Annotated in this window: 13 protein-coding genes and 1 riboswitch; of the genes, 8 read left to right on the top strand and 5 right to left on the bottom strand. The window is 55.0% G+C overall.

The genetic code is table 11. From position 1 onward, the window contains the following. Positions 1 to 64: 64 nt before the first annotated feature. The 3 genes from ACZM96_RS03015 to ACZM96_RS03005 all read right to left on the bottom strand — a co-directional run bounded on the left by ACZM96_RS03015 (position 65) and on the right by ACZM96_RS03005 (position 4,540). Entirely contained in the window at positions 65 to 226 is a 162-nt protein-coding gene (locus ACZM96_RS03015; protein ID WP_294484055.1) for a bacteriocin-type signal sequence, read from the bottom strand. Positions 227 to 250: 24 nt separating this feature from the next. Further along, positions 251 to 1,690, bottom strand: coding sequence for a putative sulfate exporter family transporter (locus ACZM96_RS03010; RefSeq protein WP_294484056.1), 1,440 nt, complete (start codon positions 1,688 to 1,690; stop codon positions 251 to 253). A gap of 828 nt (positions 1,691 to 2,518) precedes the next feature. Next, entirely contained in the window at positions 2,519 to 4,540 is a 2,022-nt protein-coding gene (locus ACZM96_RS03005; RefSeq protein ID WP_489487242.1) for a sigma-54-dependent Fis family transcriptional regulator, read from the bottom strand. Between the two features lie 350 nt (positions 4,541 to 4,890). Here ACZM96_RS03005 and ACZM96_RS03000 point away from each other — a divergent pair, with 350 nt between their 5' ends. The 7 genes from ACZM96_RS03000 (at position 4,891) to ACZM96_RS02970 (ending at position 14,419) form a co-directional block, all read left to right on the top strand. Continuing rightward, complete coding sequence (locus ACZM96_RS03000; protein ID WP_294484058.1) at positions 4,891 to 5,709, top strand: amidohydrolase family protein; 819 nt, start codon at positions 4,891 to 4,893, stop codon at positions 5,707 to 5,709. A 114-nt stretch (positions 5,710 to 5,823) separates the two neighbouring features. Continuing rightward, on the top strand, positions 5,824 to 7,689 hold the full coding sequence (locus ACZM96_RS02995) for a TRAP transporter permease (protein WP_489487241.1): 1,866 nt from the start codon (positions 5,824 to 5,826) through the stop codon (positions 7,687 to 7,689). After that, positions 7,661 to 8,707, top strand: coding sequence for a TAXI family TRAP transporter solute-binding subunit (locus tag ACZM96_RS02990; protein ID WP_489487239.1), 1,047 nt, complete (start codon positions 7,661 to 7,663; stop codon positions 8,705 to 8,707). The genes ACZM96_RS02995 and ACZM96_RS02990 overlap by 29 nt, the downstream gene beginning before the upstream one ends. Before the next feature lie 60 nt (positions 8,708 to 8,767). Beyond that, positions 8,768 to 9,637, top strand: a complete 870-nt coding sequence (locus tag ACZM96_RS02985) for an amidohydrolase family protein (protein ID WP_294484063.1) — start codon at positions 8,768 to 8,770, stop codon at positions 9,635 to 9,637. Between the two features lie 98 nt (positions 9,638 to 9,735). Continuing rightward, entirely contained in the window at positions 9,736 to 11,670 is a 1,935-nt protein-coding gene (locus ACZM96_RS02980) for an FAD-dependent oxidoreductase (RefSeq protein ID WP_489487237.1), read from the top strand. A 32-nt stretch (positions 11,671 to 11,702) separates the two neighbouring features. After that, entirely contained in the window at positions 11,703 to 13,634 is a 1,932-nt protein-coding gene (locus ACZM96_RS02975) for an oxidoreductase (protein WP_489487235.1), read from the top strand. 80 nt (positions 13,635 to 13,714) lie between these two features. After that, entirely contained in the window at positions 13,715 to 14,419 is a 705-nt protein-coding gene (locus tag ACZM96_RS02970; protein WP_489487234.1) for a hypothetical protein, read from the top strand. A 77-nt stretch (positions 14,420 to 14,496) separates the two neighbouring features. Here the strand turns inward: ACZM96_RS02970 and ACZM96_RS02965 are convergent, their stop codons facing one another. After that, complete coding sequence (locus tag ACZM96_RS02965) at positions 14,497 to 15,378, bottom strand: MerR family transcriptional regulator (RefSeq protein WP_489487232.1); 882 nt, start codon at positions 15,376 to 15,378, stop codon at positions 14,497 to 14,499. 103 nt (positions 15,379 to 15,481) lie between these two features. On the opposite strand from ACZM96_RS02965, the gene ACZM96_RS02960 reads away from it, so the two are divergent. After that, positions 15,482 to 16,648: an MFS transporter gene (locus tag ACZM96_RS02960; protein WP_489487230.1), complete on the top strand. Its 1,167-nt coding sequence runs from the start codon at positions 15,482 to 15,484 to the stop codon at positions 16,646 to 16,648. 96 nt (positions 16,649 to 16,744) lie between these two features. Here ACZM96_RS02960 and ACZM96_RS02955 read toward each other — a convergent pair whose 3' ends face one another. Beyond that, a complete protein-coding gene (locus tag ACZM96_RS02955; protein WP_489487229.1) occupies positions 16,745 to 17,263 on the bottom strand; it encodes a rhodanese-like domain-containing protein in 519 nt (172 codons plus the stop codon). A gap of 462 nt (positions 17,264 to 17,725) precedes the next feature. Then, positions 17,726 to 17,811, top strand: a riboswitch (glycine riboswitch). The last annotated feature ends 241 nt before the right edge of the window (positions 17,812 to 18,052 follow it).

Below are 18,052 nucleotides of genomic sequence, written 5' to 3'. Positions count from 1 at the left end.
AAACAAGTGCCGGAAAGAGAACAGATCTCTTTCCGGCACAAGAATCATTCGTTCAGTAAACGGCTTAGTGCGTCGTCATCACGAACTTGCTGATGAGGAACAGCACGACCAGCAGGGTGACGCCGAGGCCCCAGCTCCAGTGAATGAGCTTGAGTTCGGTTTCATCCAGAGGCTCATACTCCATATTCTTTATTTCTTCATGGAGTTTAACTTCTTTATCTTCCATTTTATGCTCCTTTATAAGAATAGACTAGGCACCGACGATGGGCGGGGTCATGCCATGGAAGAAAGCATAGGAGATGAACAGACCGACCCAGATGATGAAGCCAAAGAGGCACACGATGTACACAATGGCAAGGCGGCCGATGCCTTCTTCCTTCAGCTTGCGGAAGTTGGAAACCATGCCGATGCTGAAGAAGGTGAGCAGGAAGAAGATGGTGCGGAAGCCGTTGATGGCACCGGACATGGCACCGCCCAGCTTGTGCATTTCAGAAGAAGAGAGGCACATGATGAGCAGGATCAGGAAGGTGCCGAGGTAGCCGAGCACGAAACGGGGGAAGCGGTCCATCACGTCGCCCCAGCTCATGGTGCGTTCGCCGTTGGTCTTGTCGAACTTGGCAGTCCACACGTAGGCGAGCACGAGGGCCCACACGCCGATGAACATGTCGATGAAGATCTTAACGGTGGTGGTCACCATCACGATCCAGCCGGGTTCGTACTGGGTGCCGAGACCGGCAACCTTGGCGAGGATCAGAGCTTCGGTGATGGCACCGGAAGCGATAGCGCCGCCGTCGGACTTAACGGCCAGGCCCATCCAGCCGCCGGCCACCATGGGTTCGCTGTACAGGAAGTGCTGAGCAAGGAAGGGCAGAACCAGCATTTCAATGCAGGTGAACACAACGACCAGGGAAGAAACCATGATCGGAACCACAGGCCTGGCACGGATGGCACCACCGGTGGCGATAGCGGCGGACACACCGCAGATGGAGATGCCGGAAGCCAGAGGAGCAGCCCATTCCTTGTTGAACTTGAAGTACTTACGAGCAACGTAGTAAACCACGGCCCAGTAGAGCAGGTAAGCTTCAACAATGGCGCAGAGGCCTCGGAAAATGACGTGACCGGCGAAACCGGCGGCATCGGCAGCCTTCACGCCGAGTTCGGCGCCCAGGATAACGATGGCGATCTTCACGAACAGTTCGGGGCGGCAGGCTTCGCGCACGCTGTCGGTGAAACCGGGAGCCAGGTTGCCGATGAGGATACCGGCAATCAGAGCGCAGATAAGACCGGCTTCAGTGCTGAGGCCCAGAGCCCACGGAATGCCCATCTTGGCGAGTTCGGTGGGGTTGGCGGCGATGTAGGCGTTGGCGCCCACGGTGTAGCAGGCGATGGCGATGAAGAAGATCAGCGTGAAGGAACCGACAAAGCGCTTCACATTGCCTCTCATGAGCTTCACGCCCACGGAGAGAACCGCAGTGATGAAGACATACGTGATAAGCAGCGCAGCCCAGCCGGGCACGAGTCCCTTCGTCGCCGAAGACAAACCGTCAAAGGGGTTGCTCACCCACATTCCGACCTTGAGGGTCCAGCCCAGAATATCCAGGCCGATCAGTTTGCCCAGTGCCAGCACGAAGATGAATAACCCGCAGACGAGGGCTACTTTGTCTTCGTTGAAAGCAGCTTTCGTTGACATATAAACTCCCCTGTTAAAAAGATAATTTGCGTTGCGGCACCCGCAACCGGCACTCAAAATAATATTATTCAAAAAAAGTTCAACAAGTTTATTTTTCTCGGAATTTTTTTAGTTGCTGCTATTTTTAATAAATAATTAACGCCGGTTACAATTAAAAAAACAAAAGATCGACTCATTTCGACATGTGCTTGATAGAGCAAGCTCAACAGGAGGAGCTTTTTATTTTTTTTCTTTTTATTTCAGTATATTAAATGATTGGTGCTTTTTGTGCCATTTCATTTCCGAAAAAAAAATATTTTTTCTCAAAAAATTTTTCCAGTGCCGTACGCTTTATTTCCGTCCGAGTACGGGCAATCCCTAGGAGTATGAGCAACAATCATATAATTTCATTATAATTTTATTGAAGCCTTCAGATACAAAGGCACTCCGGGCATGAGAATTTCCGCTCGAAGTCGTCCAAAACGGACACTTTTCAGCCCGCGAGAACGAAAACCGGGAAGTCCGCTTCAGCTTTTCCAAAAACATACAGTTTTTTCATTCGGTTGCCATAATTTCTCATACGATGACGCATTCCGATGTCTTTCCGGGCCCTTTCTTCTGCTCTCCAGAAACTTTGGCAGGATTTTTTGCTTTTTTTCTCGTTTGCGGAGAATGTTTCTCCCAGACCGAACAACCTCAAATTCAGTATTAACTTACTAAAAAATCAAATAAATTTATGTTGTATAAAAGATAATGACGCAGCTGTACGGCCGTAAAAATCTCACAATAATACAGGCGGAGCCCGCTTTCAGCAGCGATACGCTCCGCCAGATATGCATTGTCAATCCATCATGAAATATTATCTTTTAAATATTTTGCCAGATTTACAATCATATCTATTTGTTCTTTGGATAAGTTTCGTATTTCCCGATAAAAGTCGCTTCGTTCGTTTTCATTCCTATCATGTCTCGATATATTATATTTTTTTATTTTATAATACAATGTGCTCCTAGGAATGTTCAATTCCTGAACGGCATTTTTTATATTCCATCCATTTTTATCAAGAACAGCAATAATATGTTCTTTTTCATTATGCACTTTTATGGAATTTTTACGTCGCATGCTGTTGTCCGACATCACGCTCGGCAGGTCTGAGGCAGATATCACCGGTCCAGACGTCAAATATACGGCGCGCTCCATAACATTCTCAAGTTCTCGAATATTTCCAGGCCACGAATAGTCATTGAGCATCTGCACGGCTTCCTGGGAAAGTCCATCCACCTGTTTTCCCGCCTGCTGCGAGCTTTTTCCAATGAAATATCGCGCCAGCACTTCAATATCGCCGGCCCGATCACGCAGCGGCGGCAGACTGATGGGGAACACGTTCAGACGGTAATACAGATCCTCCCGGAACCGATGCTCCCGAATGAGCTGCAGAAGATCCCGATTGGTAGCTGCAATCACGCGCACGTCCACAATTCTCGCCGTCTTGCCGCCTATGCGCATCACCTCCCGACTCTGAAGCAGACGCAGCAGATTGACCTGCACATCCATGGGCATTTCGCCTATTTCATCGAGGAAAATGGTTCCTTCGTCGGCGAGTTCAAACTTCCCCGGCTTGCCGTGCCTGCTTGCTCCGGTAAACGAGCCTTCCGTGTAGCCAAAAAGCTCGCTCTGTATGAGTTCCCGAGGCAACGCGCCGCAGTTGACGACGACAAAAGGCTTTCCGGCGCGTCTGCTTGCATTGTGAATGGCCTGCGCGAACAATTCCTTGCCTGTTCCGCTCTCTCCCAGAAGAAGCACCGTGGAGTTGGACGGCGCTATGCGCTTTGCACTGTTGAGCGTCTGTTCAATGTTGGCCGAATTGCCGAGGATATCTTTAAATTGAAACGTCGGCTTCATTCCGGTCATCCGATTGGCAAAATCGCGCATTCTTCCCATTTCCTTCAAGGTTATCAGCATGCTCCCGGATGATTTGTTGAGCGCGCCGGACATCACGCAGGGCAGGGAAACGTTGTCGATGCGCTGAATCAGCGTGGTGTCCACGTCGTTGAACGGCGTTCCTTCATCAAGAAAAGCTCGCGTGCTTCTGCTGAACTCTATGACGTCCGTCACCAGACTGCCCACGGGCATACTCTTGAGCTTCAATAATTTCATCGCCTTGCTGTTCATGGTCCGGATATTTTTTGAGGCATCGAGCGCAATGATGCCCTCTTCCAGAAGCTCGATGAGAGTGTGCTGTTCCTCAAGCAGATCACGCAGGTGCATCTGCTGGGAAATGGCGTACACGGCCGTGCCCAGCATGCCCGACGTGTGTGAATGAAAACTTTCTGCAGCGGTGGTCACTCCCAGAATGCCGATCACGTCGTGATTATGACCGAAAATGGGCGCTGCGGAACACACCAGTCCGTGATGGCACCGGCAGTAGTGCTCTGCGCCGAATATCTCTATCTGCCTTTTTTCCTCCAGACAGGTTCCTATGCCGATGGTGCCCAGATACTCTTCCCGGGAAAACATGCCGGCTACGGGCGACTCCGAGTCTTCAGGCAGAACTCTCAGCACCATGCCCATGTTGTTGGCCAGCACCATGGTGGTCATCGTGCCGGAGATCATGGAAAAAATTTTTTCCATGATGACCCGTGAAGATTCAATGAGGGGGGCATTGAGCACGGTCTGCTCTCTGAGCTGAGAAGGCGAGGCAACCTTGCTCACAGGCATAAGAGGGTCCACCCCGTACTGACGGCAGCGCTGCCAGGAACGATAAATGAACTCCCGTATGATGGTTCGATCGACGTCTTTCCCTTTCTGAAAGTTTTCCCATTGTTCATAAATTCGCTGGCTGTTTCTCAGGCTTGCTGCGGCAAATGTCATACGCTTCCCCATTACGTGAAATATTACACCGGCCGGACATTAAATAGTTTGGACAAATTCTGAATATTTTTATAATGTGTGTCAACAAGCGTAAAAAAATAAAAAAAATATTAATTAAATTAAGGTAAATAATTAAAATCTTCATTTGGACTTTTGTTTGGACAAAAAATCCAAATCGTTAACGAATCCTGCCGTCCAGGCGTCCAGAAAGCGTCGCCGAACGCAAGGTGGAAAATATGCAAAAACAATAAAAAACAACAGATTATGTCATATTATAGCATACTGTGATTTTTGGCACGGAACTTGCAACTTTTCAAGTAGACAAACAACCCTTTTCAAGGAGATGCCTTATGGCCATCATTGATTGCCGGTTCCGTCCGCTCACTCCGGAATTTCTGTGGTACATCGAACCCGAACCCGCGAACTTCTGGGTAACCCAGACCCGTCCGCTCAAGCCGGAACCTCTGGAAACCACCATGAAGTTCTTTAAGAAGATGGGAATTACCGGCGCAGTGTGCTCGGGACGCGATCTGCGCTCCGTAGGCGGCCCCTACGTATCCAATGAATACATCTCCGGCCTCATGAAGCAGTACCCCGTGTTCATCGGCGTTGCCGGCGCCGATCCGCTGGGAGAGAACGTGCAGGCCGACATTGAGCACTCCATCAAGGATCTCGGCCTCAAGGGCGTTTCCGTCGATCCGTTTGCGCTCAAGACCACCGCTGACGACAAACGCTTCTACCCCATCTATGAAAAGTGCGCGGAACTGAACGTGCCGGTCATCATCACCATCGGCCCTCTGCCCATCCGCGGCGGTTCCTACATGGAATGGGGCAGCCCGCTGCCCGTCGATCACATCTGCGCCGATCTTCCCGATCTCAAGGTTCTGCTGTCCCACGCCGGTTTCCCGTGGACGCAGGAACTCATCGCCATGGTCTGGCGTCATGAAAACCTGTACATCGAGAGTTCCATCTATCGTCACCTGCCCGGCGCCAACCTGCTGGTTGAAGCCGTCAACACCTGCATCAGCGACAAGATGTGCTATGCCTCGGCCTACCCCTACGCCGACTACAGCCAGGCCCTGCCCAAGTTCCTGGCCATGGGATACGATCCCATCGTTCTGCCCAAGATTCTGCATGAAAACGCCGAACGTCTGTTCGGTCTGAATTAGCAGTCTCTATTATTACCGGCACACTTGTAGGAGGTTTCCGAATATCAGTGTTCCGGTAATAATAATCGATATGACAATGGATAGCTATCAACGACAAAACATGGAGGCACCCCAATGCAATTACTTGATAAAATCAAAAAAAATTCCGTTGTTGTACTATCCATTATTTTTGTCATATTCCAAATTTTGACAACCTCTGGACTCGTCATCATCGACACCGTCATACAAAGGTCGTTTCATTTGGCATTTGTCGCCGCCATCACTTTCCTATCCATTCCATTAATCAAATCAGAAAATTCTCTCTCAAAATACGTAGATATCATACTTGCCGTAATAGCAATATCTACGGGCATATATTTCTATGTCAATCTTGACTACTGTCTCACAAGAATACCCTATGTAGATGAACTTCAGTCTGCAGATATTATTTTCGGCATCATTACCATCTGCGTTGTTCTTGAAATCACCCGCAGAACATCCGGAAAGGCTCTTGTCATCATTTCCGTCATCAGCCTTGCCTATGCCTACTTCGGCCCGTATCTTCCCGGAAAACTGCATCACAGCGGCATAGATTTAAACGGACTTATTGAACACATCTTCCTCCTTCCCGACGGCATCTACGGCATTCCTCTCTCCAACGCTGCGACGATCATCTTTGCCTTTATTCTGTTCGGCGCCTTCCTTGAGAAATGCCATATGAACGATCTGTTCATGGATCTTGCCTGCCTCGCGACGAGAAATGCCAAAGGCGGTCCGGCAAAGGCGGCCATCTTTGCAAGTGCTCTGTTCGGAAGCATTTCGGGCAGCGCCGTCGCCAATGTGTACGGCACCGGCATTTTTACCATTCCCACCATGAAGCGCGTGGGATACATCCCCAAATTTGCAGGCGCCGTGGAAGCCGTGGCCTCCACGGGCGGGCAGATCATGCCCCCCGTCATGGGCGCGGCCGCGTTCATCATGGCCGACATCACCGGGCTCGGATATCTGGCTGTCGCGAAGGCGGCGCTTTTCCCGGCCATTCTGTACTACCTGTCCCTGTTTTTCATGATCCATTTTCAGGCCGTAAAGCATAATATCGGATCCACGCCCAAGGACATGATTCCCTCCGTTTCGAGCATCATCTCCAGGCTTTACTATCTTACCTCGCTCATTCTTCTCATCGTCCTCATTGTCATGGGCTACAGTCCCATCTACTCCGCGCTCAGCGCAAGTCTTCTCATATACATTCTTTCCTGGTTCTCTCCCAAGAACCGAATGGGCCTCAAAGGCATCATAGAAACCTTCATTTTCGCTGCCAAAAACACCCTGATGGTGACTTCCTGCTGTGCCTGTGCCGGCATTATTATCGGCGTCATCACCATCACCGGCGCCGGCTTTTCCTTCATCAACATGGTTGCCTCTCTGGCCGGCGACAACATCGTCATCATGCTCATCATGCTCATGTCCGTCTGCATCATCATGGGCATGGGCGTGCCCACCGCTCCGGCCTACATTCTGGTGGCCAGCCTCGGAGCTCCGCTTCTGATAAAGGCCGGCGTCCCCATGATCGCCGCACACATGTTTCTCCTGTACTATGCCGTCATTTCCGTCATTACTCCCCCCGTCTGCCTGGCATCCTTTGCAGGCGCGGCCATTGCCGAAGCCCCGGCAATGCAGACAGGCATAGAAGGATGCAAACTCGCCACCGTTTCCTTCATCATTCCCTTCATGTTTGTCTTTGAACCCGCACTGCTGCTCATCGGCGACACGTCCACCATCATCATGTCGATCATTACCTCCCTCGTCGGCGTCATTTCGGTATCCGCCGCCATGCAGGGATTTCTCCTCCGCCCTCTGAACAAGATCGAGCAGATTCTCCTGCTTTTGGGCGGCTTCTTCATGATATATCCCGGCTTCATCACCGATGTCTGCGGCTGCGTAACCATCGTGTCCATACTGCTCATCCAGATCTATGCCAATCGTCGTAAGGCAACAATGTAACCAACCACTTACCATACGGAGAGATGTTATGAAAAAATTGCTTGAAAAGTCTCTGATGATTACACTGTTGGCCTGTGCTCTTATCTGTCCGTGTGCGCCCAAGGCGGAAGCCAATACCAACATCACAGCCATCGGCGCAGGCATGGGCGGCGGATGGACTCTCGGCCTGGCCGCCATAGGCAAGCTCATTACCACCAACTATCCCGATACGGATTTCAAGCTCATTCCCGGCGGCTCCATGGCCAACCCCATACGGCTCAACAAGGGAGACGGCGACCTGTCCATAACCAATCATTCAAACGCAAAAGCCGCATTTCTGGGACAGTATCCGTATCGAAGCAAGTGTGAAAACGTTCAGTCCATCATGAACGTCGGCGACTCGACCTACTTTCACATCATCGTCCCCGAAAATTCGCCCATCAAGACCTTCGACGACGTCAAGACCAACAAGATTCCGCTGAGAATTTCCACTGGTCCGAACGGCTCCATTGTTGAGCTCACTGCGCGGTGGGTGCTTGAAGAGTACGGCATCACCTACAAGGATATCCGCAGCTGGGGCGGAAAGACCTATCCTCTGAGCTTTACCGACGCCGTAAGTCTTTTCAAAGACGGTCAACTGGACATGTTCTGCTGGTTCGGGGCCGGAGAGTCCGCCTACATTCAGGAAATCGTTGCAGGCATGAAGGTTCGCTGGATACCGCTCAACGACACGGTGCTGAACGCTCTGGCTCAGAAATACGGCCTCAGACCGGAAAAAATTCCCGCCACGTATTTCAGCGGCGCCGTCGGTTCCGAAATTCCCTGCGCAGGAGACGGAGCGGAGTTCATAGTGAGAAAGGATCTCGACGAAGAACTCGTTTACAACATCACCAAAACCATTCTGGACAACAGAGAAGAAATCATCCGGGCCATTCCTTCCTGGAACACCATCGACCTGAATACCGCCGTCAAGGATCTGTCTTTGCCCCTGCATCCCGGCGCGGCGAAATTCTATAAGGAAAAAGGAATCATCAAGTAGCCTTTGCACTGAAACATCCCCCCTAAAAAAACGCCGAACATTTCCTACAGGAGATCACTCATGGTTATCGACTTTCGCATCCGTCCTCCGTTCAAAAGCTTTCTTGAACTCGGCATCATAAAAACCTGGCAGAGCGCCGGCAACATTGCTGATCCCAGGCTGCAGAAGCCTACCGGATTCGAGCGTCAGCCCGTTCCTTCCGTCGATGAAGGCAGCATCGACCTCATGATAAAGGAAATGGACGAAGCCGGCGTCACGCACGGCGTCATCATGGGGCGCCAGACGCATAACCCCGTGTACGGCGACACCCTGCACAGCGATGTCTATGAACTGACGGAAAAATATCCGGGACGTTTTTCCGGCTTTGTCGGCATTTGTCCCCATTCGCCGACGGCCGTGGAAGAAATAGAAGACTGCGTGAAGAAATATCACATCAAGGGCGTGTCCGTGGACGGCGGCTGGTGCAATCCCCCCATCTACTTCGACGATCCGAGCATGGTTCCCATTTTTGACGCCTGTCAGCAGTACAACCTTATTCTCACGCTGACCATGAGCTCGTTCCTGGGCCCCGATCTGACCTACTCCGATCCGACTCGACTCATGCCCATTCTCAAGAAGTTCAACAAGGTCAAGGTGGTTTTCGCTCACGGGTGCTGGCCGAAGGTGGCAGAAGTGCTCGGCGTGGCCATGCAGTGCCCCAACGTGTACGTGTCCCCCGACTGCTATTTCTATGTTCGTGAAATGCCCATGTTCCAGGAATACGCCAGAGCGGCGAACTCGTGGCTCAAGTACCGCTTCCTGTTTGCTACGAGTTACCCGATCAGAGGGTTCAAGCAGAGCATCGAGAACTGGAAAAACAGAGGACTGGAAAAGGAAGCTCTTGAAAGATCCCTGTACTACAACGCCGCAGAACTGTTGCAGCTGATTTAACGAATTCCCTGCAAGGCATGGTAATTATCTGTAATACTATGTAATTACCATGCCTATTATATAAATTGCAGATATATTCCCGCCCCGGAGAGACCATCATGAAATGTCTTGAACCTGCGCGTCTCGGCAACGTGGAACTGCGCAACCGCATCATCTATCCCCCCATGGTGACCAGCTTCGCGTCCGAGGAAGGCTTCGTCACCGACCGTCTCATCGCCTATGCGGCCGAAAGAGCCCGCGGCGGAGTGGGACTCTACACGCTGGAAGCCACCTACGTCACGCCTCAGGGCAAAGGCTTCGGCCGCGGCGTGGGCATTGACGACGACAACAAGATTCCCGGCCTCAGGCGTCTCACCGACGCCGTCCACGCCCAGGGCGGAAAAATTTCCGTTCAGATTCATCACGCGGGCCGCGAAACCTGGAGTGCCATCAGCGGACTGCCCGTGGTGGCTCCTTCCGACTGCCCCGTCGCCTATTCGGAAGAACCTGTTCACGTGCTGACGAAGGAAGAACTCGCCGTCATCGTCAGGCAGTTCGGCGAAGCCGCCCGGCGCGCAAAAGAAGCCGGGTTCGACGCCGTGGAAATCCACGGTGCCCACGGCTATCTGCTCACGCAGTTTCTCTCGCCCTACACCAACAAGCGACGGGACGAATACGGCGGTTCCCTGGAAAACCGCGCAAGACTCAGCCTTGAAGTCATCCGGGCCGTGCGCGCGGCCGTGGGCAGAGACTTCACCGTGACCTTCCGCATGAGCGTGGAAGAAAGCCTTCCCGGCGGTCTGCCGCTGCAGGACGGCGCGGCTGCGGCAGCGCTCTTTGCCGCCACGGGCGACATCGACGCCATCCACATCGTGTCCGGCAACTACGCCACGCATCACACCGTGATTCCTCCGGCGAGCGAGGGCTACATCATCAACAGAGCCCGCGCCATTGCCGTGCGCCAGGCCGTGGGGCCTGACTTCCCTCTCATTCTTGCCGGACGCATCAAGACCGTGTTTCAGGCCGAAGAAATCATTCAGAGCGGCATTGCCGACTTCGTGGCCATGGGACGCGCCCTCATTGCCGATCCCGAACTGCCCAGGCTGTGCGCCGCGGGCAAATTCAACGCCGTGCGCAACTGCCTCGGCTGCAACGACGGCTGCGCCATGCGCACCGGCGTGGGCCTCGACACGCTCTGCGCCGTGAATCCCTTCATGGGCTTCGAGGGCGAATTCCGTTCGGACGAAAAAGCAAAAACGCCTCTTCGCGTGCTCATTGTCGGCGGCGGCCCCGCCGGCATGGAGGCCGCATGGTACGCCGCCCGCCGAGGACATCGCGTCACCCTGTGCGAAAAGCTCTCCCGCCTGGGCGGACAGTTCTTCCTCGCCTCGCTGCCGCCGTTCAAGACCGATCTGGCCATCTACCTGTTCAACATGTTCCATCGTCTGCAAAACGTCGGGGTCGATATCCGTCTGAACTGCCACGTAGATGCGGACTTCATCCGCAGCTTCAATGCCGACAGAGTCATCGTCGCCACCGGCAGCCTTCCCATCTCCATTCCCTTCAAGGGGCTGGAAAACGTGCCGCATCTTTCCGCCGATGAAGTGCTCGACGGACATCTCGACGACACCGGCGCCCGGGTGGCCGTCATCGGCGGCGGGCTCGTGGGTGCGGAAACGGCCGAATACATTGCCCGCACGGGACGCAGCGTCAGCATCGTGGAAATGGCGGACGACATTGCGCAGGGCATTCACCCCGTCATGCAGGACTTCATGAAAAAACGTCTGGCAGCGCTCAACGTTTCCGTGTTTACGGGGCACAAGGTGCAGGCCTTTGAAGGCAACTGCATTGCCGCCTCCCGCGCGGACGGGTCAACGGTCGATCTCGGTCCGTTCGACACCGTGATCATCGCCCTCGGCTCCCGAGCCGACAAAAAGCTGTGCTCCGATCTGGATGCGGCAGGCATACCCTACTCCGCCGCGGGCGACTGCGTGAAGGCTGGCAGAGTACTTGCGGCCGTGAGCTCCGCCATGCACGTCGTTCACGATCTCTAGGTCTTTATTTTTGATTCTTCCGAGGAATATTCATGACATCTCCCATATTTTCCCCCATACGCATCAATACGCTCGAACTTCCCAACCGCATCGTTCTGCCGGCCATGGTCACAAACTACGCCGCCCGCAACGGCGAAGTGACCGATCGTCTCATCCGCTATCATGTGGAGCGGGCGGCCGGGGGCTGCGGGCTCAACATTCTGGAAGCCACCTGCGTAGAGCGCAGCGGTCTGAGCTTTGCCCGCGGCGTTCTCATCGACAACGACGCCATGATTCCCGGCCTGAAACGTCTCACCGATGCTGTTCACGCCGTCGGCGGACACATGGCCGTGCAGCTGCAGCACGGCGGCAGGTGTGCTCTGCCCATGTTTTCCGGTCAGCAGCGACTCCTGGTCTCACAGATTCCGGGCGTCACCAGCGACGAAGAATCCCGCGAACTTACGGAAGAAGACATTCTGCACATCATTCAGGCCTACGCCGACGCCGCCGACAGGGCCAGAAAAGCAGGGTTCGACGCCGTGGAACTGCACGGCGCGCACGGCTATCTCATTCTGCAGTTTCTCTCGCCCCGCACCAACCGCCGTCAGGACGCCTGGGGCGGCACGCCGGAAAAACGTCTGCGCTTTGCCCTGGAAGTGCTCAAAGCCGTGCGCAAGCGAGTGGGCGATGACTTTCCGATCCTGTTCCGCCTCTCCGTGGACGAACTCATCGACGGAGGTCTCACCCTCGACATGGCCTGCTCCGCAGCTGCAGCGCTCGCCGACGCCGGCATAGACGCCATCAACGTCACCGTTGCCTGCCCGGAAACAAATCAGTTCGTCACGGCTCCGGCCTGCATTCCCATGGGCTGGAACGCCGACCGCGCCGCCGCAGTGAAAAAGGCGGTGGGCGGACGCATTCCCGTCATCGTTGTGGGTCGAATTCACGATCGCGCCACGGCGGAAAATATTCTCAACTCAGGCAAGGCCGACATGCTTGCCGTAGGCAGAGGCCAGATTGCCGATCCTGCCTTCGCCGCCAAGCTGAAGTCCGGCGACGACGACGCCATCACGCCCTGCATGTCCTGCAACGACGGCTGCATAGGCTTCACCTCCCGCGGAGAATGCGTGACATGCGCGGTCAATCCCCGGGCCGGGCATGAAATTCTCTGGCCTAAGATTCCTGCGGCAGCGAGCAAAAAGGTGCTTGTCGTCGGTGCGGGACCTGCGGGCATGACCGCAGCCGTCACGGCGGCGGAGCGCGGACACCGCGTTACACTGGCGGAAAAGGCCGACCGCCTCGGCGGCCTGCTCAACATTGCCATGCTTCCGCCCCACAAGGAAATGTACGGCAAGCTCATCCGCAGTCTGGAGCACCGGCTGAACTCCCTGCACGTGGACATACGACTCTCCTGCGACGTCTCACCGGCCTTCATCCGTCAGATGGCTCCGGACGTCATCATTGCGGCCACGGGTTCCGTGCCCGTGGTGCCCGGCTTCTGCCGCTGCGCGGGCTCGCTGGTGACCGCGCAGCAGATTCTGCAGGGCGATGTGCAGGCCGGACATTCCGTCATCATTCTCGGCGGCGGACTCGTCGGATGCGAAACGGCGGAATTTCTGGCGGAAAAAGGACACAAAGTCACCATTCTGGAGCTGCGCGACGCCCTGGCTCCTGATCTCGAAACCCGCGCGCGCAGACTGCTGCTGCCCCGCCTGAAGAAACTCGGCGTGAACGCGCTTCTGCAGACGGAAATCGTGAACATCGACGGCGAAGGCCGCATCACCGTTCGCGACCGGTTCCGCTGCGAACGACAGCTTCCGTTCTTCGACAGCACCGTGCTCGCCCTCGGCTACCGCTCGGATCAGAGCAGTCATCCCATGCTGGAAGCCAGCGGCGTTCCGGTGATCTATGTTGGCGACAGCATCCGCGCAGGCAAGGTCATCACCGCCGTGCGCGACGGCTTCGAGGCGGCGTACCGGCTCTGATCTTCAAAAAACAACATTCCGGCCGCTTCGCGCCGAGCCTCCTCGACCGGGGCGGCCGCTCCTCGACCAACGGAGTCATTATGCCGCTGTACAACTATCCCTGCTATGCGGGCAAGCTGATCATTCTTCTGGGGCAATGCAAAACCACTTCTCTGAAAGAATGGTATCTCGAAAAGCATGCCCGAGAGCTCGCCGAACGCCCCGACATACTGGAATACCGCGCCAACATTCTTTCGGAACAAACATTGAGCTGTCTGACAAAGGATACCAACGGCGAAGATCCCTACGGCGTACAGGCCGTGGACGAAATCAAGGGGCCGGACTGGAATGACGTGCGTGAGCTCTATTCCGACGCCCGCATCATTGGAGCCTATCAGGTCACGGAATATATGATCCGGGAGCTGTACACCAACAGACCTACCGGCATACGCAGCCCGGAAATCAAACGCATCGCCCTTCTCACAAAACCCGCGGACAGAACACATGAACAAGCCATGAAATACTGGCTGGACAAACATCCCAGCTTTTGCTTCAGGCATCACAGCGGCATGGCTTCTTACTCGCAGAACCACATAGACAAACGCCTTACGGAAGACTCAATTCCGCTGGACGGTTTTCCCATTCTCACTTACTGGAATGAAGACGCTCTGCGCTTTGGGCACTTCAGCATGAAGGATTCCAAGGAGCTGATGGTCGAGGACTGCCGCCATTTCCGATCCACATCCTTTGTCATCACAGTGGACGAATACATCATGAAGCGGCCTGCGTCCTGGCGGGACGCCTGACCCGCAATCCCCTGACGCCCCGTTGTTTCCGCAAGGACGACAACGGGGCTTTTTTCCTGCTCCCTGCGCCGGACACCTCAATTCGCGGTCACAGACGCTTCGCATGCCGCGAGCCGCCGTTCCTTTTCCGCAGCGCTATCATCGTTCACCCGCACGACGTATTCGGCAATGTACTCATCGCCGGTTTCGCCGAGCACGTAATTCATCTGGTCAAACGCGTACACGGGGCCGCACGCCCGCTCTCCCCGGGCAGAAAGTTCCGCCGTCATGCGGACGAACGCCTCTTCGTGACTTTGCATGTCGCCCCGATGGAACAGGCAGGCATACCTGCCCGCCTCCATGCGTCCGGCGCGCTCCCGTCCCACGTCGCGCCACGCGGCGGTAAACATGCTCTCAATGCGGAACTCTCCCCTGCACGCGCAGTCCTCGGGAATAATGACGCCGAGCGGCGGATCAATGCTGTTTCCCTCCATCAGGCTGCGCATCAGGCACTCGGAGTAGCACTCCGCGCTCGATTCCCGAACGGTGATCTTCTCGGAATCCACAGGATACACGCGTATCTCAAGCGCATCTCTCCGCTCAAAAAAAAGTCGGTCATACGTCGCGTGCCGAGCCTTCTCTCCCATGTCCGCCAGGCCCCTCAGCATGGAAAGTCGATGCGCCATGCGTTCCTGTTCCCGCTCCAGCACGGCTATGCGCTCCGTCACAAGTCCGAGATATCCCTCGTCCCCGCAGCTTTCGCGACACTTCCTTATTTCCTCCAGCGTGCTGCCCGTTTCCTTGAGAAGATAAATCAGATCAAAATCGAAAAACTGCTTCATGCTGTATCGTCGATAGCCGTTTTCCGAAACATACGCCGGGCGGAGAAGTCCCTTTCTGTCGTAATGAAGCAGCGTGTCCTTGGTGGTGTGGCATACGCGGGCAAATTCCCCGATCTTCAAGAAACTTTTTCTTCCCACGACTTTCTCCTTGACCCTTGTGTTACCCAGTAGTTTACACTGACGAACGACCGAAGAAAAGACGCCGACTCGCGTTGTTTCGACAAAAATCAAGGATCATGGCATGAAACGGACTGAGTTTTCCATCACCCGCGCATCCTGCGCGTACTTCTTTCTCTGCCCCGGACTCACCTATGGCGTGTTCACTTCCCGCCTGCCCGCACTGAAAATGCAGACCGGCGCCGACGAATCCCAGATAGGTCTGATGCTGCTCTGCCTCGGCGTATCCAGTCTTGCCGCCCTGTTCTGCAGCAGCCGGCTCATTGCTCGATGGGGCAGTCGATGCATTCTGAAAAACAGCGCCATAATTCTCGTGATCGCCGTTGTTCTGAGCTGCCTGGCGCAGACGCCCGTGCAGCTCGGCGCAGGCTGTCTCCTTGCAGGTGCAAGCATGGGACTCGTGGATGTTGCCATGAACACCCAGGGCATTCACACCGAACATCGCTACCGCACGTCGTGCATGTCGTTCATGCACGCCGCCTACAGCTTCGGCGGCGTCACGGGCTCGGTCACCGGAGCCTTTTTCACCGGTCTCGGACTGAGTCCGTTCATCAATGCCGTCTGCGTGCTCGGCGTGTACGCCTGTTTTCTCCTGAAGGCCGCCTCGCATCTTCTTTCCGACATGCCCGCTTCTCCCGTAGAAGAAAAAAAGGCCTCCTCCCGCGCACTGCCGCTTTTCGTCATTCTTTGCGGCGTATTCTCCATGCTCTCCTATGCCGCAGAAGGCTCCGTGGCCGAATGGGGAAGTCTGCTGCTGTTCACCGTCAAGGGCGCGGGAGAACATACCGCCGCGCTCGTGTTTGCGGCCTTTTCCATCACCACCGTGTTCTGCCGCCTTTTCGGAGACAGACTGCGGCACGTGCTGAGCGACTTCATTCTGCTGTTCGGCGGCTCGCTGCTGGCGCTTGCCGGCATGCTGCTGGCGCTTTTCTCGCCGCTGCCCGCCGTATGTCTTGCCGGATACGCGCTCATGGGAGCCGGACTTTCCCCCATCGCGCCCACGCTCTTCAGCCGCGCAGGAAGCTGCCCGGGCATAAGCGCGGGCAGAGCAAGCGCCATTGTTTCCATTCTCTCCTACAGCGGCCTGCTGTTCTTCCCGCCCATGCTCGGCTTCGTCGCCCATGAAAAGGGACTGCAGAGCGCCCTGCTCATCATTGTGGCCGCATGCGTCATTCTGGCGCTGGGATCCTTCCTCTTCCGGGAAAAAAGAACGCGCGCTCCCAGGGCGTAACGATCGAAACAAGCGTTGCGAAACGATCCGCCAAACGTCTTGCGAATCGACGAAGAACGCCGGGAATGTTCCCGGCGTTCTTTCTTCATGCGGCGATCATTTCTTGTTCCACGGCATGCGCGCAAGCAGCAGTCCGAGACCGCAGAAGCCCGTGACTCCGGCGAACACCAGTCCTGCTCCCACAAACGCGGAAAGCCAGTACATGGGATGCCACACGTAGCTTCCCAGTATGCCCAGAAGCACCAGCGCTCCGGCTCCGATCTGAATCTGCCGGAACAGCGGGAACGGCGCCTTTTCGTGCTGCACGGGCAGACCTTCCTTCTGCCATCCGGAAAGGCCGCCTTCCATCTGCCAAGCCTCGACGTCGCCGGCAAGACTGCGCAGCAGGTCGGAAGCCTTGTCCGTGCGGTTGCCGGAACGGCAGAAGAAAATGACGGGCTTGTCCGGGGCGTCGGCGTCCTTGAGCGGATAAATCTTCGCAATGGACAGCGGCACGAGGCGGGCTCCGGGAATAAAGTTTTCCGCGTATTCCGCCGTTTCCCGGATATCAACAAGACGGGCTTCCCCGTTCTTCAACATTTCAAACGCCCTGCGGGGCGAAATGGTAGGCAGCATAAGCAACTCCTGTTTTTTGCGGTCAGGGTGTCAGAAAAAGGCGCGGCGCGCAAGGGGGAGAGAAAAATTTGCTCCGCCGCTTCCTCCTTACAAAAAAACAAACGCGTTCCCCTCGCCGGACGCCTTCTTCTGGAGGCATCCGGCCTCCCTCCAGAGAACGCCGACTACTCAAAAATATTCCGGCCCTCTTCCCGAAAAGCGCTGCGCCGACCACGGAAAATTTCCGTTTCATTTCCATAACCACATGAACTTCAATGCCTATTTCAAGAAAGTCAGAGACTGCGCACCGCACAAAAACGATGTATTTTTGTTCCAAGAATCACGCCGAAAATCGATACATTACTGATTCACCGGCACATTATTGACATTCGTCCGCAAATCATACTAGATTTTTTTCGCTTTCCACAGGAAAGCACATGATCCCGTTGAAACTGCCTGAACGCCGCAAGGCCGACTAGCAGCGGAGGGAGCTCTGGAGAATCCCGTTTGGGTGCCGAAGGTGCAAGGCGAAAGCCGAAACTCTCAGGCCAAAGGACAGAGCTTAGGATCTTGCCGCTCGACCATACCCTGCCGCTTCATCCCTAAGCGTTTCTCTGGAGCAAATCTCATGGATTTGCTCTTTTTTTTGTACCCTGAAACAGAGGGCATGACGGCTTGCAGACAGCGTTCCTCATGCGCTCGAAGGAATGGTTTATGGAATTCATCAGTCAGATAGTCGATGCGGTCAACGGTGTGCTCTGGGGCTGGCTTCTGCTCTTCCTGCTCTGCGGCCCGGGCATTTTCTACACC

Source organism: Mailhella sp. (genome assembly GCF_057866825.1).
Note: the sequence above shows the minus strand (reverse complement) of the source record. Positions and strands in the feature narration are given on the sequence as shown.